The following is a 21,508-nucleotide window of genomic DNA, read 5'->3' on the forward strand; positions in this document are numbered from 1 at the left end:
TGTCTCCTTCAGACGTTCCCGGCCGGCTGTTCGGCCGGGGTGCCGGTCAGCGAGGCGAAGTACGCGATGGTGCGTTCCAGCCCCTCTTCCCAGGACACTCGCGGTTCCCAGCCGAACATCTCGCGTACGAGCGTGGTGTCCGGCCTGCGCCGCTCGGGGTCGTCGACCGGCCGTTCGATGAAGTCGATCCGGCTGCCGGAGTTGGTCAGTTTGACGATGCGGCGGGCGATCTCCCGGACCGTCGTCTCGTCGCTGCCGCCGATGTTGACGGGCCGTACCGACCGGCTGGCCGCCACCCGCAGCACTCCATCGAGCGTGTCGTCCACGTAGCACAGCGACCTGGTCTGGCTGCCGTCCCCGGCGACCGTCAGCGGTTCGCCGGCGAGTGCCTGGCAGATGAACGTGGGAACGGCCCGGCCGTCGTGCGCCCGCATGCGCGGTCCGTAGGTGTTGAACAGCCGGACGATTCCGGCGTTCGTCCCCCGGGCCCCCGCATGGGCCGTGACCAGGGCCTCGGAGAACCGCTTGGACTCGTCGTACACACTGCGGGGGCCGACCGGGTTGACGTTGCCCCAGTAGTCCTCCCGCTGCGGATGGACCAGGGGGTCCCCGTAGACCTCCGAGGTCGAGGCCAGGAGCAGCCTGGCACCGTCCCGGGCCGCGATGCCCAGCAGGTTGCGGGTGCCGAGGCTTCCGACGTCCAGGGTCTCCAGCGGCATCCGCAGGTAGTCGGCGGGAGACGCGGGACAGGCGAAGTGGAGGACGAGGTCGTACGGGCCGGAAAGTTCCCGCGCGCAGGACGGGTCCGAGACGTCGCACTCGACGAAGCGGAAGCCGGTCCGGCCGACGAGGTGCGCCACATTCGCGGAGGATCCCGATGACAGGTTGTCGGCGCAGTCCACCTCGACACCGCCGTCCAGGAGGCGCTCACACAGGTGCGAGCCCAGGAATCCGGCCCCGCCGGTCACCAGGGCGCGCCGCCAGGGCCATCGATCACTCGCCGAAGGCGTCATCAACTGGGTCTCCCTTCACGTCGTCCGCGGGGCGCGCATGCACTCCCGCCCACGGCGAGCCCGTCAGGCCATGGGGGGCGCTCGCGACCCGTGGGGCCCGGCCGCTCGGCCTGCCCCGGGGCGTCGCGCCGCCCGCTGCTTCCGCCGGTCCATCCTCGGACTGCGGTGACTCTCCGTGTGCACCGCCACTGTCCGACGGCTCCGAGCGAAGTTCCTTGCTGCCCGGTTCTCACCCGCATCCTGCCGAACCACGGCGCATTCGCATCCCGGGGCCTACCGTTGGAATGAAACGGGAAAGAGCAGGCGGTGCCGAGACCTGACGCTCTCCACTCCGCGCGCGACACGCTCCTCGGTCGCCGCCAGGCGTAGGGCCCGGGGGCAGGACCCCGCTCACCGGCCGGTTCAGCTTCCTGGACGGCGCGGTGACCGTGGGTGAGGCCTTTGCCCTAGGGCGTGTTTCGAAAGTAGCGCCGTCCGCCCGGAGGGCGGGCTCGGCGGCGCCTGGTGCGTGCGATCGCAAGGCGGAGGGTCGCCCCGATACTGGTTGTATCGGGGCGATCCCGACAACGCGGCGAGTGTGCGTGCCAGGCGTCGCCGAGCAGGCGGGACTTTCGAAACACGCCCTAAGCGCCGCCCGCCGCTCCGGATTCTCCGGGCATCGCGCGCGAGAGCGCGTGGAGCCCCGCCTTCGCTTCGGGGGCGCTCGCCCCGGAGGTGGCGGCACCCGAGGCGACGAGCAGGTGCTGTCCGTCCTAGGTCCGGTCCACCCCCGGGCGGCCGGACCGCACCAGCGCTGCACCGCGTGCCGCCTTACGGCCATCGGCGCGAGCGCTGCGGTGGATGAGAAGGATCCCGCGGCCACCGGGTCCGCGGCATCGTGGAGTACGCGGCCGAGGCGACGGCCGGCCAGTACCCCGGACGGCCAGACCTGGTGGTGGGGAACCGGCTGCACGCCAGGGGGCCGGCGTTGCGCATGGGCGTTCCGGCGCTGGTGGTGGGCCCCGTCCGGGGCGGCGCGAAGGCCGCGGCGCAGGCGGGGCTCCTGCGCCGGCCCGCGGTGGTGCCCGGCGAAAGCCGGCCACCGGGCGTTCCGGCCCGCTGGGGGGACCGGCTCCTGTCACCGACGGGCCGGGCAGCGGCCGACCGCAAAGCGCCGCGCCTCGCGGGGCCGGACCGCCCGGCAGCTGCTGCCGGGCGCGCCCTGCCCTTCTGACCGCGAGCCGGCGGCGGGCGTCACGGACCGCCCTCTGTGAGGAACAACACCGGGCTGCGGATCGCCCCTGAAGCAGGCGCAGTTGAGGGCTTCGCCACCCCTTCGGCACCCTTCCGCGCGGGGCAGCACTTGGGTCGGCGGCAGGCGTTTGTGAACATGAACAGGCGGCCGGCGGCCGGCCGACTCACCCCAGCGGCCCCCGTTCCCGGCCTCCAGACTCCGCGACCTCGCCGCCTTCGGTGCCGGCGTGCGTGTCGCTCCCCCGGCCCCGTTCGAAATGTGCTGCCTGTGTCTGTACCCCTCTCGTCCGAGGCCGCTCCCGCTCCGGCCACCCCCGCCCTGCCCCCTGCCCGCGCACGGAAGCGCCGGGCCGGTGGCAGCCCGTGGCGGTGCCTGCGCACCCCGAGCATGCGCCGCTGGTCCGTCGCCAACCTCGTATCGAACGCCGGTACGTGGATGCAGCTCACGGTGCAGAACCTGCTGGTCCTCCAGATCACCGGCTCGGCGGCCGCCACCGGACTCTCGCTGGCCGTGCAGGCCGGTCCCGGTCTGCTGCTCGGCGTCGTCGGCGGGGCGGCGGTCGACCGGTGGAACCGCAAGGTGACCGCCATGGTGAGCCAGGTGGTCCTCGGGCTCGTCGCCTTCTCCACGGCGGCGCTGATTGGACTCGACCTCCTCAGCATGCCGGTCCTGCTCCTCCTGGCGGCGCTGACCGGCATCGTGAACACCATCGACGGCCCCGCGACGTCCCTCCTGGGCAACGACCTGGTTCCCAAGGACGACGTGCCCTCGGCCATCGCGCTGGGTTCGATGGTGCACAGCGCAGGCCGTCTGGGCGGCACGGCGCTGGCCGCCGTGGCGGTGGGAACCCTCGGTACCGCGTCCGCGTACGTGGCCAACGGCCTGTCGTTCCTCTTCGTGGCCGCCGTCATCCCCTCCCTGCGGCCCGCGGCGCACGCGGTACAAGAGGCAGCACGGTCGCACCGTGCGCCGGCTGAGGCCCCCGCGGCGGCCGCTGCCGCAGCGCCCCCGCGCAAGCGGGGGTCCGAGGACGGCGCGCGGGCCGGGCTCACCTACTTCATGAGCAGGCCGCGTCTCGTCGCGCTGGCGGGCGTCACCGGACTCAGCTCCCTCTTCGGGCGCAACTACCAGCTGACGCTGGTGGTCCTCGTCATCGGGCCGCTCCACGGCAGCCAGAGCGATTTCGGCACCGTCTCGACCGTGCTCGCGGTGGGGGGAATCGCGGGCGCCGTCCTCGCGGGCCGGCTGCGCAGGCCCACCGTGCGGCTGGTGGGCGTCCTGGCGGCCTGCGGCGGCCTCCTCCAGGTGGCGGCCGGTCTCTCCCCGGGGCTCTTCGTGCTCATTCTCGTGGTGATTCCGATGGCCGTCGTGGAGTCGCTTTCCGACACGGCGGGCGCGACCGTGCTCCAGACGGACCCCGCGCCGGAGATGCGCGGCCGCGTCCTCGGGGTCTGGCGCAGTGCCGGAACGGTCTGGGGCCTGGCCGGTCCGCCCCTGCTCGGTCTGCTCCTGGAGTTCGCCGGTGCGCGAGGCGCCCTGGTCTCCGGCGGGCTCCTGATCGCCGGAGCCATCGCTCTGGGCGGTCTGCGTCACCGGCGGGTGACGCGCGGCGTCGGCGCACCGGACCACCGCGTACCCGCGGGCGCCGCCCTCACCCCGGCGGCCGCGCTCTCCCACGCCTGACGGCTTCCGCCCGCCACCCTGCCGCGAGGGCGGCGGGCGAAAGCCGGACCCGCCTACGCGCCGGACACCGGGAAGCGCTCCCAGGCCCGGTGGCTGCCCAGGAGTGTGGTGACCTCCCGCACCACCTCCTCGCTCGCTCCCGAGGCGATGCCGGCCGCGTCCGTGGGGACGCCCGCCGCGGTGAGCACCGCGTCGGCGCCGCCCCAGAAGCCGATCGCCTTGCCGTGGCGGAACGCCTCGGCCACCAGCATCAGCACCCGCGGATCCGCCGCGGCGGCCGCACGCTGCGGATCTCCCGCCTTCGCGTCCCGGGCACCGAGCGCGTCGGCACCGGCTCCGGGCACGCCGGCCAGCAGCACGGCGTCGAACTCGATGGACCGGGCGGTGGCGAAGGTGCGCTGCACCGTGACCGGATCGCCGTCCGCGTCGAGCTTCCCGCCCGCCGGGGCGACCACCAGGGGCACCATCCCGGCGTCCAGCACGGCGCTGCGCGCCGACCGCACGGCGGCGAGATCCATGCTGTCGTCGGCGACGATGCCGACGACACGGCCGTCCGGCGGCCAGGTCCCGCCCACCTGGGACAGCGCCGGACTGGGCTGGGGCGACGCCAGGGCCTCCTCGGGCGCGGGCGCCGGCAGACCGAGCCCCGCGGCCACCCGCTCGCACAGCTCGCCGTCGATCCGCGCGAGTGCCTCAAGCCCTCGCCGCTTGACGTTCTCCTCGTAGCACTTGCCCAGCTCGAAGGTGTACGCACCGATGATGTGCTCACGCTCCACGGGCGACATGCTGACCCAGAACAGCCGGGCCTGGCTGAAGTGGTCGTCGAAGGAAGCGGCCGCCTCGCGCACCTTCCTTCCCTCCGGCACCTCCACCGGCACCTCGATGAAGGCGCCGGCGTCCTCTCCGGCGACGAACGGGCACCCGCCGTCCAGCGAATTGGGCCGGTAGGGCGCCACGCCCCGGTGCACGGCCGTCTGGTGCATGCCGTCGCGCAGCATGTCGTTGACCGGCGCGTGGGTGCGGTTGATCGGAAGCTGCGAGAAGTTCGGGCCGCCCAGGCGCGTGAGCTGGGTGTCCACGTACGAGAACAAGCGCCCCTGGAGCAGGGGGTCATTGGTCACGTCGATCCCCGGTACCAGGTTGCCCACGTGGAAGGCGACCTGTTCGGTCTCGGCGAAGAAGTTCGACGGATTGGCGTTCAGGGTCATGAGCCCGATCGGCTGGACCGGCGCCAGCTCCTCGGGGACGATCTTCGTCGGGTCGAGGAGGTCGATTCCCTCGAACATCTGCTCGGGGTTGTCGGGGAAGGTCTGCACGCCCAGTTCCCACTGCGGGAAGGCCCCGGCCTCGATGGCGTCGGCCAGGTCGCGGCGGTGGAAGTCCGGGTCGACCCCGCTCGTGATCTGGGCCTCCTCCCAGACCATCGAATGGACGCCCAGCTTCGGCTTCCAGTGGAACTTGACGAGCGTCGTCGCCCCTTCCGCGTTGACGAGACGGAAGGTGTGTACACCGAAGCCCTCCATCATCCGGTAGGAGCGCGGGATGCCCCGGTCGGACATGTTCCACAGGGTGTGGTGCGTCGCCTCGGAGTGCAGGGTGACGAAGTCCCAGAAGGTGTCGTGCGCACTCTGGGCCTGCGGGATCTCCCGGTCCGGGTGCGGCTTGCCCGCGTGGATGACGTCGGGGAACTTGATCGCGTCCTGGATGAAGAACACCGGGATGTTGTTGCCGACGAGGTCGAACACACCCTCCTCGGTGTAGAACTTGGTCGCGAAGCCGCGGGTGTCGCGCACGGTGTCGGCCGAACCGCGCGACCCGAGCACCGTGGAGAACCGGACGAAGACCGGGGTCTCCACGTCCTGGGCCAGGAACGCCGCCTTCGAGATGTTCGCCGCCGAACCGTAGCCGCGGAACACGCCGTGCGCGGCTGCCCCGCGCGCGTGGACGACCCGCTCGGGAATCCGCTCATGGTCGAAGTGGGTGATCTTCTCGCGCAGATGGTGGTCCTGGAGCAGGACCGGGCCCCTGGGGCCCGCCTTCAGCGAGTGATCGGTGTCGTAGAGGCGTGCTCCCTGCGCGGTGGTCAGGTAGGAGCCGCTCTGCGCCATGCGCGCCGGGTTCGCTCCGGTGGCCTGCCCGGTCGGGCTGACCGTCTCGGGCCCGCCCTGGTCCGGCTTCGGAGGCAGGGGCTCCCGGACCGTGGTCGGCTCGGCCGGCGAGGGATCGGCGCTCGCGGGCTTGCCGGGGATGCCCTCCTCGGGGCCTGACCCGTCCGGCCGGCCGGCCGTGGGCTCGGGGCGGTTTTCGCTCATGACTGCTCCATCCGTAGGTGCTGGTGCGCGAGAGGCACGAAAAGTCCGGTATCCAGAAACCGGGCGTCGACACAGCGAAAGCGCGAATCTGTCCCGCCGCGCCCTGCCGACCGTCCCTCCGCGACCGGCCGGCCGCTCGCCGCGGACTCCGGCGGGCGCCGCGCTCTCCGAGCGAGCCGCCCGGGCACCAGGGTCTGGCCCTTCACCATTCGTAGCCGAGCGGAGGACGCAGAGCGACAAGAACGGCTCCGTGCTACGGCAGACGCGTCATCCAGCCCCTCCAATGGCTGTCACCCTCGTGTCCGGGATCCGGATCGGTGCGGAATGTCGGGTCGCCGCGGGCGGCTTAGGGTAGGAGACGACGCATCACGGATCCCTCTGGCACTCCTTCCGCGTCTGGAGGCGCTCATGGCCATTCGTCATCAGCTGATCAAGCACCCGCCGTCGGCCTTGTGGTCGGTCCTGGAACGGCCGGACCTGTACGGGGAATGGGTGGTCGGCACCTCCGGCTCGCGCAGTGCGGAGGGGCACTGGCCCGAACTCGGCTCCTCGATCGAGTACACCGTGCGGGTCGGTCCGAAGGAGTTCCACGGTCGGACCGTGGTGCGCCGGCTCGAACGTCCGGGCATTCTCGAGCTGGAGGCGCACAGCGGCCTGCTGGGTTCGGCGCGCATCGCCTTCGACATCCGGCCCTGGGGCGAGGAGACGCTGGTGCGGCTCGACGAGCACCCGCTCCGGGGCGCCGGCGGCACCCTGCACAACGCCGCGGCCGACGTGCTGCTCCAGCTCCGTCACCGGGCCATGCTGGGGCGCCTCGCCTCCGCGGTCGACCAGCTGGCGGACGACAGCTGACGGTGCACGCCGTGGGCCGGCGGCACCGGCCGGAGCCTCCCCGAGTGAAGGGCGATGGATGATGGCGGACGCGGTGGTGATCGGAAGCGGGCCGAACGGCCTGGTCGCGGCCAACCTTCTCGCCGACGCGGGATGGAGCGTCGAAGTCTTCGAGAGCCAGGACGAGCCGGGCGGGGCGGTGCGCAGCGACCGGGGGGTGCACCCCGACTTCGTGAGTGACATGTTCAGCGCGTTCTATCCGCTGGCAGCCGCTTCCCCGGTGCTGGCGGGTCTGGCGCTGCACCGTGAGGGGCTGCGGTGGAGCCGGGCGCCGTCCGTGCTCGCCCATCCCCTGCTCGACGGCAGCTGCGCCGTGCTGCACGCGGACCGGGCCGGCACCGCGGCGGGCCTGGACCGGTTCGCGGACGGGGACGGGGAGGCGTGGACGTCCCTGTGCCAGGTCTGGGACCGGGTGGGCGACGACGTTCTCCGGGCCCTTTTCACCCCCTTCCCGCCCGTCCGGGCCACCGCCGCGCTGGCGGCCCACCTGCGTGCGGCGGGCGGCCTGCGCCTGGCCCGGAGCCTGCTCCTGCCGGTGCGCCGGCTGGGCGAGGAGGAATTCGCCGGCCAGGGTGGACGGCTGCTGCTGGCGGGCAACGCGCTGCACGCCGACCTGCCCCCCGAAGCCGCCGGCAGCGGCGGGTTCGGCTGGCTGATGGCCATGCTCGGACAGCGTTACGGATTCCCCGTGCCCGAGGGAGGCGCCGGCGCGCTGACAGCCGCGCTGGTGCGGCGGCTGCGGGCCCACAAGGTCGAGGTGCACTGCGGCAACCGGGTGACGGAGGTGGTGGTGCGGCGGGGCCGTGCGGTGGGAGTGCGTACGGCGAACGGCGACGCCGTACGGGCGCGCAAGGCGGTGCTCGCCGATGTGTCGGCGCCCTCCCTCTATCTGGATCTGGTCGCCCCGGAGCATCTGCCGCCCCGCGTCTTCGGCGACCTGCGGCGCTTCCAGTGGGACTTCGCCACCTTCAAGATCGACTGGGCCCTGGACGGCCCCATTCCGTGGAGCGCGGCGGACGCCCGCTCGGCGGGCACGGTGCACCTGGCGGAGGGCGTCGACGACCTCACCCGGTTCGCCGCGCAGATCGCCATGGGGCAGGTCCCGGACCGTCCCTTCGTCCTGCTGGGCCAGATGACCACTGCCGACGCCTCGCGCTCGCCGCAGGGCACGGAATCGGCGTGGGCCTACACCCATGTGCCGCACCGCGTGAAATCCGACGCCGGCGAGGAGGGGCTCACCGGCCGGTGGGACGCGGCCGAGGCCGAGAGGTTCGCCGACCGGCTGGAGCGGCGCGTCGAGAGCTACGCTCCCGGGTTCCGGAGCCGCATCCTGGCCAGGCGCCTCCTCCCTCCCCCCGTCCTGGAGGCCGCCGACAGCAACCTCCACGGCGGCGCGATCAACGGCGGGACCAGCAGCCTGCACCAGCAGCTGGTGTTCCGGCCCGTCCCGGGCACCGGGCGGCCCGAGACGCCGGTTCACGGCCTCTACATGGCCTCGGCCGCCGCACATCCGGGGGGCGGCGTGCACGGTGGGCCGGGGGCCAACGCGGCGCGGGCCGCGCTCCGCGCGCGGGGCGCCACCGCGCTGGTCTCGACCGGCCGCCGGGCACTCGCCCACCGCGACCGGGCGGACTGAGCCGGGGTGACAAGGCGCGCGCCCCGCGGACAGCGGCCTCGTGCGCCCGCTCGCCCGCCGGTCGCCTCCCGCTCGCGTCCCGGGGCCGCCGGACCCGGCACCGGACCGGGTTCCGCGCGGGCTCCGCGCCGCGCCGGGATACGGTGCGGGCCCGGGACGTGCGTCCGGCGCACCCCGGCCCACGCCTCCGGCGTCCCTCCCCGCGGAGTTCTGACGGCCGACAGCACCCTGCCGCTACTCCCCAGGGTGACCGGCCCTCAGGTGCGGCGCTGGGTGAGGGTGAACAGGCCGCCGCCCGGGTCCTGAAGGACGCGCGAGAATCCGTCGGGCGACCAGGCGGAGGACGCCATCTGGGGTTTGCCGCCCCCGGCCCCCATGGCGGTGGCCACAGCCCGTTCCACGTCGTCGACGGCGAAGTTGACCAGCCAGCGGGGCCTGCTCTGCGGCTGCGCGGACGTCTGCACGCCGCCGCCGCGCAGGGACAGGGCAGGCCGCCCGTCCCGCTCGACGAGGACGTGGTCACGCCGGTACGCCACATCGATCCCCGGCTCGTCGGCCCAGCCGAAGACCTCCCCGTAGAAGACCGCGGCCTCGAACACGTCCCGGGTCTGGAGGTCCAGCCGTGCGGGGGCGCTCTCCTCGCCCACCGACCAGGCCAGCCCGGGGCCCTCCCAGAATCCGAACGCCGCCCCGTCCCGGTCGGCGGCCAGTCCCGCCCGCCCCTCGCCCAGGGCCACGGGCCCTACGGCCAGGGTGGCTCCGCGTTCCCGGATCCGGGCCGCCGTCAGCGTGGCGTCCCGCACGGCGAAGTACGGGGTCCACACCGAGGGCGGGGCCAGGCCCGGCCGCCGCTCGCCGATGCCCGCCACCGGCCTGCCGCCGACCGATGCCACCAGGAAACCGCTGCCCAGGGAACTCGTCCGGAACTCCCAGCCGAGCACTGCCGCGTAGAAGGCCTGGGCCGCCCGCAGGTCGCCGACCATCAAGTTGACCCAGCACGGGATTCCAGGCGCCGGCACCACATGCTCCGCAGCAGACATCAGCCGTCCTTCACCTTCGACGTGGACCACTCCCCCGGACCCGGATTCCCGGGCCCGCAGCGGACGAACGTACCGGCTCACTCGCACGGCGGGACGTGACCGGGCCGCTTCGCGGGCAGGAGTGTCCGTCGGCGCTCAGCCGCCCCCGCCGATGCGGGCGAAGACGCTGGTGTCCAGGTGCGCCAGCAGGTCGGCCGGGTCCCGGTACACCTCGGCGGCCCCGGCGCCCACCAGGTCCTCACGGGGAATGCCGCCCGAAAGGAGCGCCACCGCGGTGACCGACGCGCCGGTCGCGGCCTTCATGTCCCAGACGGAGTCGCCCACGTACACCGTCTCGTCGCTGGTTCCGCCGGCGAGCTCCATCGCGTGGCGGATCGGCTCCGGAGCGGGCTTGCCCTCACTCACGTCGTCGGAGCTGGCGGTGTCGTGGATGACGTCGTCGGCATCGAGGGCCTTGCGCAGCGCCTGGAGTTCCGGACCGCTCGCCGAGGTGGCCAGGACCACCTTCCACCCCTGGGCCGCCAGGGCGCGCAGGAGAGCGGCCGCACCGTTCAGCGCGGGAAGGCGGTCGAACCAGGTCGCGTAGAGAGCGGAATGGGCGCCGCTGATGGCCGCGTCCTGATCGCGGTCCCGGCCGGCTCCGAGAAGATGCCCGATCAGGTCGTCCGAGCCGAGACCGATCGCCCGGTGCACGGCACTCATGGGCACGGAGTGTCCCGCTTGGCGGAACGCCTCCCACCAGGCGCCGACGTGGAGGTAGTTGGTGTCCACGAGTGTTCCGTCCACATCGAACAGAGCCGCGCGGGTCATATCGGTTCCTTCCGGTTCGGACGCCGGGACACCGGGAGAACGGGGCTGCCGCTCCGTGCCCCGGTGCGGCGGGGGGACGTCGGGTCAGAAGGCTACCGACTCGGCACGGCGGACATCGGCGCCCATGTTGCGCTCCATCATCCGCAGCCCGGCACGGGCGAGATCCTCGTGGATGTGGGCGACCCCGTCCTCCGGAATCGTAAGGTCCAGATGCCGGATGTGCGCGTCCAGCGCCGAGTAGAGGATGCACTGCTCCGTCACCTGGCCGCAGAGCACCAGGTGACCGACGCCCAACTGGCGGAGCAGATACGCCAGCGGCGTCTCGTAGAAGATCGAGTGCCTGGCCTTCACCACGAACAGCGAGTCCTCGTCCGGCAGCAGGGGCTCGACCAGATCCGGCCGGGCGCCGGCCATGGCCATCTCCACGATTTCCCCGTGGTGGGACCGCCAATCCCCGAAGTTGTCGTTGGCGTAGATCACCGGGGCGTCCTGCGCACGGGCTGCCTCCAGCAGCCGGGCGATCACGGGGACGGTGCGCTCCACGTCGGGAAGGAGCTGTTCGGCGTCCTCGTGCCGGTAGTTGTTGATCATGTCGATGACGATCAGCGCCGTACGTCCCATGCATCCGATGGTGGCATCCGGACACCGTGACTGCGAGCGCTCCGGCGGGGGCCGGGCCCGCGGAAGTGCGGGGCGCGCGGCGGCCGGCGGAGTCAGTCCGCACCGGGCCTGCCCCGGCCTGGCGTGTCGCCTGCCTAAGGGCTGTCCCGCAATTCCTGGTGGATCCGCGCGCGGCGTCAGATGCGGTGCATCGCAAGGCGGAGAGGCGCCCGCACACTGGATGTATTCGGGCGTTTCGACAACGCGGCGAGGTGCCGTAGCTGGCGTCGCGCGCCCGCCAGGAATTGCGGGACAGCCCTTAGGGAGACGCCCGAAGGGAGAATGCCTCATCGCCAACGACTACGTGCGAGGACTACGGTGACGGTCTCCCGCTTTCGGCGTTCGTGGACGCTGCTCCCCCTGCTTCCGGCCCTGGTGCTGCTCAGCGGCTGCGACAACCGGTCGCCGGCCGCCCGGAACGCGGCGGCCGCCTTCGAGCAGGCGGGGAAGGCCCACGACGCGGAGGCTGTGTGCGCCGCGCTGGCGCCGGGGACGCGTTCCGAGCTGGAGTGCCGTGGACGATCTGCACCCCGTCTCCTTCGGCGCCTATCTGACGTCCTCCGACTTCGCGGTGGACGTGACGGAGAACTGGCAGTCGGAGTACCTGCAGTTCTTCCTCTACATCTTCGGCACGGTCTGGCTCGTCCAGCGCGGCTCACCCGAGTCCAAGAAGATGCGTCAGGCCGGTCCCGAGTCCGACGAGGACCAGCGCATCGGCGCCCACGCGCGCGGCGACTCACCGCGCTGGGCCGCGGCCGCCGGCTGGCGACAGCTGTTGTTCTCCCGTTCCCTCGGCATCACGATGGGCGCCCTGTTCGTGCTGTCCTGGTTCGCCCAGTCCGTGGCCGGTGTCGCCTCCTACAACGAGCAACGGCTCCGCCAGCTGGAAGCACCCGTCAGCTGGGGCGGCTACCTGGTGTCGGCCGACTTCTGGAGCCGCACCCTGCAGAACTGGCAGTCGGAGTTCCTGGCCGTCGCCTCCATGGTCATCCTCTCCGTGTACCTGCGTCAGCGCGGCTCACCGGAGTCCAAACCGGTCGGCGCCTCCCACCGGGCCACCGGCGTGGAGGGCTGAACCGGCGCCCCGCCCGCGGACAGCGCAGGGCCGCTCGGGCGAAGAAGTCGGCTTCCCCCGTGTCCTTCCCGCGACGGGGGGAACACGTCGCCCATGACCTTCCGATCTGATCTGCCGGGCATGGCCGAGTCCTACTGGATGGCCACGGAGCCCGGCACTCCGCGACCGGCCCTGGATTCCGACACCACGGCGGACGTCGTCGTGATCGGCGGCGGCATGGCCGGGCTGAGTACCGCCTGGGAACTGACCGCTGCCGGGCGAAAGGTGACCGTACTGGAGGCCGACCGCATCGCCGCAGGAGTGAGCGGCTACACGACGGCGAAGCTCACGGCGGCCCACGGCCTCGTGTACGAGCGGCTGCGCCGCACACGCGGGCAAGAGGGCGCGCGCCAGTACGCCCGTTCACAGCAGGAGGCGGTCGAGCGGGTCGGGGCGGTGGCGGAGGAACTGGGCATCGACTGCGACTTCGAACGCCGCTCGGCCCTGACCTACACCACCGATCCGCACCGGCGTGCCCAGTTCGAGGCCGAGGCCGGGGCTGCGTCGGAAGCGGGTCTGGAGGCACGCTTCGTCACGGAGACCGACCTGCCGTTCCCGATTGCCGCTGGCGTACAGGTCACCGAACAGGCCCAGTTCCATCCCCGCACGTACATGCTCGGCCTCGCGGACGCGATCGTGGCACGCGGTGGATCCCTTTATGAGCGGACCCGGGTGACCGGCCTCAGCGAAGGCTCCCCCTGCCGGGTGCGTACGGAGAACGGCGTGACGGTCACCGCCGCGGACGTCGTCGTCGCCACGCATTACCCGGTCTTCGACCGGGCGCTTCTCTTCGCGCGCATGTCGCCGCGCCGCGAACTCGTCGTCGCCGCTCCGCTGCCCGCGGCCGAGGCGCCCGAGCACATGTACATCACCTCGGACATGGGCAAACGATCGGTCCGCACCGCGCCGCTCGACGGGGAACGACGCCTGCTGATCGTCACCGGTGAGAGCTTCACGCCCGGGACGGCCGACAGCCGCGAGCGGTTTCTGCGGCTGGACGGCTGGATGCACGAGCACTTCGCGGTCGGCAGCACGGCCTACCGGTGGGCGGCCCAGGACAACGACGTGAGCGACGGCGTTCCCCTGGTCGGGCCCTTCCACCCGGGTTCGCGCCATGTGTACGTGGCGACCGGGTTCGGGGGCTGGGGCATGAGCGGGGGCGCCATGGCCGGACAACTGCTGTCCTCGGCGCTGACGGGCGACGGGCCCGCATGGGCGGGTCTCTACGATCCGCGCAGGCTGTGGTCCACGGTCCGCGAGGGGACGGAGCTGCTGAAGCAGCAGGCCGAGGTGGCCCGGCACTTCATCGGTGACCGGCTGAAAAGCACCCACGTCGACTCCGTCGACGACATCGCTCCCGGTACCGGCGCGGTGGTCCGCGTCGACGGCCGGCGCTGTGCCGTGTACCGCGACGAGGGCGGAGAGGTCCACGCCGTGTCGGCGCGCTGCACGCACCTGGGCTGCCTGGTCGCGTTCAACGAGGCGGAGACCACGTGGGAGTGCCCCTGCCACGGCTCACGGTTCGCCATCGACGGCGAGGTGGTCCACGGACCGGCCGTGCGGCCCCTGCCCCCACGCTCGGTGTGAGCCCGGCGGGCCCGTTCGGGGGAGGGGTACTCGCTCGTTCCGGGTCCCGTTTCCGCCGGCGCCGACCGCCCGGCGGATCAGCCGGGCCATGCGCCGGTCGCCTTGTGGACGAACGTGGCGCCGGCCCGGTCGGTGGCCGCCTTCACCGCGGCGAAGATCGCACCCTGGAGTGCCGCCGCCACGAGGATCTCCCTCCAGGGCCGCTGCTGGTCCGTGGCGTCCGGGGCGTCCTCCTCGCCCTTGATCCGTTTCCAGACCGCCTTGAAGATTCCGCCTGCCACCGCACCGCTCAACGAGCCGAGCAGCAGCCCGACGGGCTTGTAGGCGACTTTGGACGCGTTCATCGTGCACTCCTTCGCGAGAGGAACGTCGCAGCAGCGGGGAATCCGTCAGCCCCACTGCTTCCCGGCCATCGGGGCCGTGTCCTCACCGTCTCCGCGGGCGACTCCCCGCAGGAAGGCCCTCAGGGCGTCCGGGCCGGAACGGACCGGCAGCCAGCCCAGTTCCCCGTGGGCCCGGGCGCAGTTCATGAGGGGGATCTTCCGTACGGCGTCGAAGAGGCTCGGCGGCGCCGGTGAGGTACGGGTCCGCCAAGCGGTGGCCAGCGCTCCCCGGACGACCGCCGCCGGGACGGGGACGACGCGGACGCCGAGCAGTTCGCCGAGCAGACGGGCGTCGACCACCGGGTCGGCGGCCAGGTTGAAGGCTCCGCGCACGTCGGTGAGCACCGCAAGTCTGAAGGCCTCCGCGGCGTCGTCGGTGTGGACCAACTGGAAGCGCAGGCCCTGCGGGTACGGCAGGAAGGGCAGCAGGTCCGGTCGGATCAGGGCGCCGGGCAGATACCGTCCCGCGAAGATGCGGCGCTGTTCGCTGGCCGAGGTCTCCTTGAACTGGAACGTGGGCCTCATGCGTACGACACGGATCTGGGGGTGACGCAGTTCGAAGGTGTCGAGGACCCGTTCCAGGTACGCCTTCTCCCTGCAGTACGCCGCGTCCGGCCACCCGTCGGTCGGCCACTGCTCGTCGACTCCGGGGGCACGCTGGGGCCCCGGCGCATAGGCGGCGAGGGACGAGGCGTGCACCAGAACCGGGACGCCGGCTCTGCGCACCGCTTCGAACAGGCGCAGCGAGCCCTCCACGTTGCTCCGCCAGGTGACGAGCGGCCGGCGCGTCGGATGGAAGCGCCAGGCCAGGTGGACGACGGCGTCGGCGCCGGCCAGGTGCGCTTCGAGCGGCGCGAGGCCGTCCTGCCGCGACAGGTCCGCCGTCGCCCACTCCACTCCGGGGACGGCGAGGCCGGGGATGCGTCTGGCCAGACCAAGCACCGATCCCACCGCGGGGTCCCGCGACAGGGCCCGGACCACGCTCGTGCCCACGTTCCCCGTCGCGCCGGTCACCACGACGCGCAGGCCCTGAGATGCGTTCATCGTCGCTCCTCGTGCTCGTCGTCCCGCTGCGGCCGGGCCCGGCCTCACGGCCTGAGCAGCGTCTTCACCATGCCGTCCGCCTTCTTCTGGAAGGTTTCGTACGCCTTCGGCCCGTCGTCGAGCGGAAGGTGGTGGGTCGCGAAGCCGTCCACACCGAGCGGGTCCTCGTCGGTGAGCAGGGGCAGGATGTCGGGCACCCAACGCCTGACGTTGGCCTGGCCCATGCGCAGTTGGATCTGCTTGTCGAACAGCGTGAGCAACGGCAGCGGGTCCGCAGCGCCTCCGTAGACGCCGGAGATGGAGACGGTGCCGCCCCGGCGCACGATGTCGATCGCCGTCAGGAGCGCCGTGAGCCGGTCGACGCCGGCCCGCTCCATCAGGGTCCGCGCGGCGGCGTCGGGCAGCAGGCCGGTGGCCCAGTGGGCGGCCTTGGCGACCGGTGAGCCGTGGGCCTCCATGCCGACGGCGTCGATGACCGCGTCGGTGCCACGGCCGCCGGTGAGGTCCCGGACCGCTTGTGCCACGTCCTTCCCGTACTGCCTGAGATCCACGGTCCGGATGCCGCGCGCGGCCGACCGTGCCAGTCGTTCGGGGACCATGTCCACGCCGATGACCAGGCCCGCACCGCGGTGCTGGGCGATGCGTGCGGCCATGTCGCCGATCGGCCCCAGCCCCAGCACGGTGAGACTGCCGCCCGGGGGGACCGCGGCGTACTCGACGGCCTGCCAGGCGGTCGGCAGGACGTCCGAGAGATAGACGAAGCGGTCGTCCTCCGGGCCGTCGGGAACCTTGACGGGCAGGGTGTTGCCGAACGGCACCCGCATGAACTCGGCCTGCCCGCCCGGCACCTGGCCGTAGAGCTTGGTGTACCCGAACAGGGCGGCACCTGTGCCGTACTCCGTCACCTGCGTGGTCTCGCACTGCGAGTGGAGCCCCCGGTCGCACATGAAGCAGTCGCCGCAGGAGACGTTGAACGGCACCACCACCCTGTCCCCGCGTGCGAGCGCCGTGACCTCGGAACCTGTCTCCTCGACCACCCCCATCGCCTCGTGGCCGAGGATGTCCCCGGGGTCGAGGAAGGGGCCCAGCACTTCGTACAGATGCAGATCGGACCCGCAGATGCCGGTCGATGTGACCCGGATGAGCACGTCCGTCGGTTCCTTGATCTTCGGGTCGGGCACGGTCGTCACGCGGACGTCCCGCCGTCCCTGCCAGGTCAGTGCACGCATGCTTCCCTCTCCTCACTTCCGGCTGCGGTCCCGGTGCGTCGCCGGTGGTGTCCGCGTCAGTGACCGCTCCTGCGCCGAGCCGCTCGCGCCTCGGCCTCCGCTTTCCGTCGCCGCCCCAGCTCCTTGAGCCGGTCGTCCCCCAGAGCGGCGCCGTCCGCCCGCTCCTTGGCCCCTTTCGCTCTTATGGCCAGTGCCCGGACGAGTTCCGCGTGCCTTCCCATCACTCCTCGTTCCTCCCCGGCGGCCGCCGTGTCCTGGTCGGTCCCCCTTCGACCCGTTCGCCCGACGGGTTCCCACGAGTCCCGCCTTCAATCGGCCCATCGGTGTCCGCGCACCTCCGTGTTTCACACGGGCCCGGTGGGTACCCGTTCGTCACGCTCCCGGCGTACGCGGCAGCGCAGGCACTGGTGGTTGGGAAGACAGCCCCGGTGCCGCCCGCCGCCCACAGCCCACCGCACGGCCGGGCAGCCGGGCGGCCGGTCGGAGGGCGCTTCTCCTGCGTGCGGGACCACTCGAACGGTAGAATGGGGGCGTGCTTCGGACAGGAGGCACACCCGTGGAGTCACGCTCCGGGTGCGCCCTGTCCGGACCGCCTCGCTCCCCGGGTGAAAGCCGCACACCGCATCGCCGAGGGAGTGACGCGCCATGGCTGACGCCCACGCACGAGTACGGGAACCGGTCGACTGCCCCGACTCGGCCTTCCGCCGGTTGCGGACCCTGTCCGACGGCCCCGAGAAGGACGATCTGCGTCAGGCGATCGTCTGCGCCTGGCTGCCCATGGCGCACCGGCTGGCCGGCAAGTACCGCAGCCGCGGAGAGGCACTGGAGGATCTGCGTCAAGTAGCGGCGATGGGCCTGGTGAAGGCCGTCGACCGCTACGACCCGTCGCGCGGCAAGGCGTTCGAGACGTACGCCATCCCCACGGTCACGGGCGAGCTGAAGCGGCACTTCCGGGACCACACGTGGGGCATTCACGTTCCCCGGCGGGTGCAGGATCTGCGCAACACGGTGCGCCTCGCACGGCGCGACCTCTCGCAGCGGCTGGAGGGCCGTGTCCCGACCGACGACGAGATAGCGGCCGACACCGGCCTGAGCCCGGAAGAGGTGCGTACGGGCCTGGAGGCCCTGGACAGCTACCGGACGTTCTCGCTGGACGCGGAGGTTCCGGGAGGAGACCGCGGCTACTCACTCATCGACACGATGGGCTGCTGCGACGCTGCCCTCGACGTCGCCGTCGACCGCGAGGCGGTGAAGCCGGCGCTGCGGCGCCTGCCGGAGCGCGAACGCACCATCCTGTACTTGCGGTTCTTCCGCGACATGACGCAGGACAGCATCGCCGAGACGCTCGGCATCTCGCAGATGCACGTGTCCCGGCTGATCAGTCAGTGCTGTGCCGAGGTACGACGAGAGGCCCTGCAGGGCGTGGGCTGACGGGTCCCGGACGTACGGTGCGCAGGGAGCCGGCGGAGGGCGGAGGGAACACGGAAGCCCTTGAAGACGGCTTCCGTGCCCCGCCCGTCCTCCTATCCCCGGCTCCTCGCCACGCACTCGGCGACGGTCGCGCGCAGGCTTCCGGTCTCGGCCAGCAGCCTGCGCTGGACCCGGGCCCCCGGTCCGCGCGACATCACCGCTCTCAGGGCGCTCTCCGCCGACGCGAGGTCCCCGGTGTCCTCCAAGGCGTCTCGGACATGGGCCAGCAGGACGTCCAGAACGTCTTCGGCCGGTGCGGGCCTCATGGTCCGGGGATGCAGCAGGCTGCCCTCCAGTCCCGAGCGGCCCGCCTGCCAGGCCGCCATCCGCAGAACACTCACCGGCAGCGCGTCCGGCGGCTCACCGGCTCGCCAGCCGCGGGCCGCCGTCTCGACCAGCCCGCGCGCCAGGGTGGCCAGCAGCACGGTGTCGGCCGGGTCCAGGCACACGTCCGCCACCCTGATCTCGACGGTGGGGTAGCGATGCGAGAGCCGCGCGTCGAAGTAGACCATGCCCTTGTCGCGCAGGACTCCGGTGTCGATGAGCGCCTCCACCTGCTGGTGGTAGCTCTCCGCGGAGCCGAAGACCTCCACGGGGCCCGCCGAGGGCCAGCGGTTCCACACCCTGCTGCGATAGCTGTTGTACGAGCTGTCCCGTCCCTGCCAGTAGGGAGAGTTCGAGGTGAGCGCCAGCAGGACCGGAAGCCAGGGGCGGATGCGGTCCAGGACGCCGACCCCCTCCTCGTCGGAGGCGACCGAGACGTGGACGTGGCAGCCGCAGGTCAGTTGCTCGCGTGCGGTGAGTCCGAACCGCCGGGCCAGCCAGCGATAGCGTTCGCCCTCCCCGATGGACGGATTCACCGGCAGGGGCGAGGTGGCCAGAGCCGCCACGGACGCCCCGAGGTCCGCTGCGCTCGCCGCCGCCTCGGCGCGCCAGCGCAGGATCTCCTCCACGAGTTCGGTCATGTCCGCGCGCGGCTCGGTGGCGAATTCCAGCTGCTGGTGGTGGAGTTCGGGTTCGAAGACGGACTCTCCCCCGGTCCGGCTCTCCGCCAGTGCCAGCACCGCTGACGAGAGCGCCTGTGGTTCGCCGCTGCGCGCGTCGACGAGCAGCAGTTCTTCTTCGACGCCGACGGTCCTGACCATCTTTCCCCTCCCCATTCGTCGGGCCGGCGCCCTACTCGGACGTATGCGGCGTCGCCGCACGGACCCGGCTGTGACGCCGGTGGCTGGTATCGCACCACGGTTGTGTGCGGCTTCTCCGGCACACGCAGATCGCCGTCACGAAGCGTTCGGAGGACACGGTGGTGCCATCGGGCATCGTCACCTCGACGGGCCCCTCCACCAGCAGGGGGCCGCCTTCGTCGAGACGGATGCGTACGGGTTCGCGGGGTTCACGATCGCTGGGCACGGATGACCACCAGTTCCTCGGAGTCTTCGTACGGATCGACGAGGGCGCGTTCGCTGAGCCAGGCGCGGCGCGAGAGGAGCACCGGGCCGAGCGGAACCCGCGTCCTCGCGGCCACCGCGGCGTCGAGCCCCGCCCGTTCCAGACGGCTGACGGTGAGGTCCGGATCGCAGAGTCCGGAGTGCACCATCAGGAGCACTCCCCGGGGCTTGAGCGCAGCCGGCGCGTTGTCACAGATCCGGTCCAGGACCGCGCGGCCGTCGAGGCCGGCGTCCCAGGCCCGGCGGGCTCCTCGGTCCGGCACCCGGGCGTCGGGCGACGGCACGTAGGGCGGGTTGCACAGGACCAGGTCCCAGGTGCGCTCCCCCATCGCGGCGGCCAGGTCGCGGCGGCGCACTCTCACCCGGCGACGGTTCAGCAGTGCGTTGAGACGGGCCGTGGCCACGGCCCGTCTGGACACGTCCACGGCTGTCACCCGGGCGCCCCGGCCGGCTGCCGTCACCGCCAGCACCCCGCTCCCGGTGCAGACGTCGAGGACCTCCGTGCCGGGCCCGATGTCTTCCCGGTCCAGGGCGCGCAACAGGAGGCGGGTATCGGACTGGGGGGCGTACACACCCGGGGGAACCACCAGGACGGCACCGTCCCGCTCCGCTGTCTCCGTCGTCATTCCGGCCCCTTTCGCGACCCTCTCGCCGAGGCCGTGCCCGTCGGGTCATCCGCTGCAACGGCCCTTCCCGGCTCGACGGTCCGCGAGCCGGTCGGCAGACTTCTCAAGAATCCCGCATCACCGCGAACGCCGCATCACGACCTGTGACCACCCGGTCCTCAAGCCTGCGCGGCGTTCCGCTCTGCCACGAGGGCCATGTGCCCCGCGATCCTCTCCACACACCTGGCCTCCGCGAGGGAGAACGACGGCCGCACCCCGGTGCGCAGAAGTGTGACCGCGCCGCGCGCCGGCGGTTCGCCGACCGGCGCGGTGAGCGCGACGCTCAGCAGGGAGGCCACATCGGCTCGTCCCATCAGCGACGCTCCCCCGCTGTCGAGGCCGAAGCGGCCCCGGTCCTCCGCCAAACCGTCCAGGACGGCCGAAGCGGCGCCCACGACCTCGACGACGACCGGGCAGGCCGCCGGATCCTGTTGGGCGATCTCCTTCTCCAGCCCCGGGTCGTCGGTCCCCTCGGGGCCGCTGACGTGGCGGGTCAGCACACCGTCCCGCAGAAGATCCAGGACCGCCCAGTCCGCGAGTTCTTCCCGGAGCGCGCTCGTCGCGGCCCGGAGCGCGGTGTCGGGCCCGTCCGCCGCCGCCCCGAGCAGGACGCCGCTCGTGCGGTCCAGCAGATCCATGAGCATGGCCTCCCGTGCCGCGACGGAGGCGCTCGCCGCCGTCGCCGGGGCGGGCCGGTCGCCCGCAGACCATGCGTGGTCGGACGTCGGCCACAGGACCACCAGGACGGCCGGGTCGCTCTCGCCGGGCAGGTGCGCCTCACTGAGGGTGACGCGCACCCGGCCGCCCGTGCGTTGCGCGAGATGCGCCGCGAGGCTGCGGCTGCCCTCCCCCCTGGCCACGGCGGCGGTCTGGCTGCGCAGAGCGGGCCGGTCGCCGGGGCGGAGGAACCCGCTCATCGGCCGGCCGGCCGCGTACCCGGCGGGCAGACCGGTCAGTTCCGCGGCGGCCGCGTTGACCCGGCGGACCACCGTCTCACCGTCGACGAGCGCCACGGGCACCGGCAGGTTTTCGAAGATAGCCTTGAAGAGACGTTGCTCGGCCCGGGCACCGGTGGGAGGACGCCCTCCGGACGAAGTGAATTCCTCGTACGCGGGGAGCAGGAAGTCCACTGCGTGTTCCAGTTCCACCAGCGCGGCATCGAGCAGAACGGCAGGGTCGGATTCCTGGTTGGCCGGGGCCGCTCTCAGCTCTTCCACCCGGGCGGCGAAGTCCTCGAATGCTCGGCCGAACGCGCGCGACTGGCTCATGAGCCGAACGTATCGGATGCG

Annotated in this window: 19 protein-coding genes; 7 read left to right on the top strand and 12 right to left on the bottom strand. The window is 72.4% G+C overall.

Annotated features, from left to right (window positions below):
- Positions 1-8: 8 nt before the first annotated feature.
- On the bottom strand, positions 9-1,013 hold the full coding sequence (locus tag E6R60_RS16155) for an NAD-dependent epimerase/dehydratase family protein (protein ID WP_136327250.1): 1,005 nt from the start codon (positions 1,011-1,013) through the stop codon (positions 9-11).
- An 877-nt stretch (positions 1,014-1,890) separates the two neighbouring features.
- On the opposite strand from E6R60_RS16155, the gene E6R60_RS16160 reads away from it, so the two are divergent.
- Together E6R60_RS16160 and E6R60_RS16165 are read left to right on the top strand one after the other, a co-directional pair.
- Entirely contained in the window at positions 1,891-2,226 is a 336-nt protein-coding gene (locus E6R60_RS16160) for a hypothetical protein (protein WP_136327251.1), read from the top strand.
- A gap of 288 nt (positions 2,227-2,514) precedes the next feature.
- Positions 2,515-3,930 (top strand): MFS transporter, encoded by a 1,416-nt coding sequence (locus tag E6R60_RS16165; RefSeq protein WP_276613966.1) that lies wholly within the window; start codon positions 2,515-2,517, stop codon positions 3,928-3,930.
- A gap of 53 nt (positions 3,931-3,983) precedes the next feature.
- On the opposite strand, the gene E6R60_RS16170 is transcribed toward E6R60_RS16165, so the two are convergent.
- On the bottom strand, positions 3,984-6,242 hold the full coding sequence (locus E6R60_RS16170; protein WP_136327252.1) for a catalase: 2,259 nt from the start codon (positions 6,240-6,242) through the stop codon (positions 3,984-3,986).
- A 408-nt stretch (positions 6,243-6,650) separates the two neighbouring features.
- Between E6R60_RS16170 and E6R60_RS16175 the strand changes: the two genes are divergently transcribed.
- The gene (locus E6R60_RS16175; protein ID WP_136327253.1) at positions 6,651-7,094 is read left to right on the top strand and encodes an SRPBCC family protein; all 444 of its coding nucleotides are present in this window, start codon (positions 6,651-6,653) and stop codon (positions 7,092-7,094) included.
- A gap of 61 nt (positions 7,095-7,155) precedes the next feature.
- The gene (locus tag E6R60_RS16180) at positions 7,156-8,769 is read left to right on the top strand and encodes an NAD(P)/FAD-dependent oxidoreductase (protein ID WP_136327348.1); all 1,614 of its coding nucleotides are present in this window, start codon (positions 7,156-7,158) and stop codon (positions 8,767-8,769) included.
- Positions 8,770-9,026: 257 nt separating this feature from the next.
- On the opposite strand, the gene E6R60_RS16185 is transcribed toward E6R60_RS16180, so the two are convergent.
- The 3 genes from E6R60_RS16185 to E6R60_RS16195 all read right to left on the bottom strand — a co-directional run bounded on the left by E6R60_RS16185 (position 9,027) and on the right by E6R60_RS16195 (position 11,240).
- On the bottom strand, positions 9,027-9,809 hold the full coding sequence (locus tag E6R60_RS16185) for a VOC family protein (protein ID WP_206309433.1): 783 nt from the start codon (positions 9,807-9,809) through the stop codon (positions 9,027-9,029).
- Positions 9,810-9,944: 135 nt separating this feature from the next.
- Positions 9,945-10,619: an HAD family hydrolase gene (locus E6R60_RS16190; protein WP_136327254.1), complete on the bottom strand. Its 675-nt coding sequence runs from the start codon at positions 10,617-10,619 to the stop codon at positions 9,945-9,947.
- An 84-nt stretch (positions 10,620-10,703) separates the two neighbouring features.
- Complete coding sequence (locus E6R60_RS16195; RefSeq protein ID WP_136327255.1) at positions 10,704-11,240, bottom strand: isochorismatase family cysteine hydrolase; 537 nt, start codon at positions 11,238-11,240, stop codon at positions 10,704-10,706.
- A gap of 553 nt (positions 11,241-11,793) precedes the next feature.
- Between E6R60_RS16195 and E6R60_RS16200 the strand changes: the two genes are divergently transcribed.
- Both E6R60_RS16200 and E6R60_RS16205 read left to right on the top strand, forming a co-directional pair.
- Entirely contained in the window at positions 11,794-12,354 is a 561-nt protein-coding gene (locus tag E6R60_RS16200) for a DUF6766 family protein (protein WP_240802587.1), read from the top strand.
- 93 nt (positions 12,355-12,447) lie between these two features.
- On the top strand, positions 12,448-13,980 hold the full coding sequence (locus tag E6R60_RS16205; RefSeq protein ID WP_136327256.1) for an FAD-dependent oxidoreductase: 1,533 nt from the start codon (positions 12,448-12,450) through the stop codon (positions 13,978-13,980).
- 77 nt (positions 13,981-14,057) lie between these two features.
- Here the strand turns inward: E6R60_RS16205 and E6R60_RS16210 are convergent, their stop codons facing one another.
- The 3 genes from E6R60_RS16210 to E6R60_RS16220 are packed head-to-tail and all read right to left on the bottom strand — an operon-like array spanning position 14,058 to position 16,636.
- Positions 14,058-14,324 (bottom strand): DUF4235 domain-containing protein, encoded by a 267-nt coding sequence (locus tag E6R60_RS16210; RefSeq protein ID WP_136327257.1) that lies wholly within the window; start codon positions 14,322-14,324, stop codon positions 14,058-14,060.
- A 45-nt stretch (positions 14,325-14,369) separates the two neighbouring features.
- Entirely contained in the window at positions 14,370-15,407 is a 1,038-nt protein-coding gene (locus tag E6R60_RS16215) for an NAD-dependent epimerase/dehydratase family protein (RefSeq protein ID WP_136327258.1), read from the bottom strand.
- Between the two features lie 44 nt (positions 15,408-15,451).
- Complete coding sequence (locus E6R60_RS16220; RefSeq protein ID WP_136327259.1) at positions 15,452-16,636, bottom strand: zinc-dependent alcohol dehydrogenase; 1,185 nt, start codon at positions 16,634-16,636, stop codon at positions 15,452-15,454.
- Between the two features lie 645 nt (positions 16,637-17,281).
- Between E6R60_RS16220 and E6R60_RS16225 the strand changes: the two genes are divergently transcribed.
- On the top strand, positions 17,282-18,067 hold the full coding sequence (locus E6R60_RS16225; RefSeq protein ID WP_136327260.1) for a SigB/SigF/SigG family RNA polymerase sigma factor: 786 nt from the start codon (positions 17,282-17,284) through the stop codon (positions 18,065-18,067).
- A gap of 92 nt (positions 18,068-18,159) precedes the next feature.
- Here the strand turns inward: E6R60_RS16225 and E6R60_RS16230 are convergent, their stop codons facing one another.
- The 4 genes from E6R60_RS16230 to E6R60_RS16245 all read right to left on the bottom strand — a co-directional run bounded on the left by E6R60_RS16230 (position 18,160) and on the right by E6R60_RS16245 (position 21,487).
- Positions 18,160-19,251, bottom strand: coding sequence for a glutamate--cysteine ligase (locus E6R60_RS16230; RefSeq protein ID WP_136327261.1), 1,092 nt, complete (start codon positions 19,249-19,251; stop codon positions 18,160-18,162).
- Between the two features lie 31 nt (positions 19,252-19,282).
- Complete coding sequence (locus tag E6R60_RS37450) at positions 19,283-19,516, bottom strand: CDGSH iron-sulfur domain-containing protein (protein WP_136327262.1); 234 nt, start codon at positions 19,514-19,516, stop codon at positions 19,283-19,285.
- Positions 19,500-20,180: a HemK2/MTQ2 family protein methyltransferase gene (locus E6R60_RS16240; RefSeq protein WP_136327263.1), complete on the bottom strand. Its 681-nt coding sequence runs from the start codon at positions 20,178-20,180 to the stop codon at positions 19,500-19,502. Before E6R60_RS16240 ends, E6R60_RS37450 begins: the two co-directional genes overlap by 17 nt.
- Positions 20,181-20,338: 158 nt before the next feature.
- Positions 20,339-21,487, bottom strand: coding sequence for a PAS domain-containing protein (locus E6R60_RS16245; protein ID WP_136327264.1), 1,149 nt, complete (start codon positions 21,485-21,487; stop codon positions 20,339-20,341).
- Positions 21,488-21,508: the final 21 nt, after the last annotated feature.

It is taken from the genome of Streptomyces sp. A0642 (genome assembly GCF_004795105.1).
Lineage (GTDB): Bacteria > Actinomycetota > Actinomycetes > Streptomycetales > Streptomycetaceae > Streptomyces.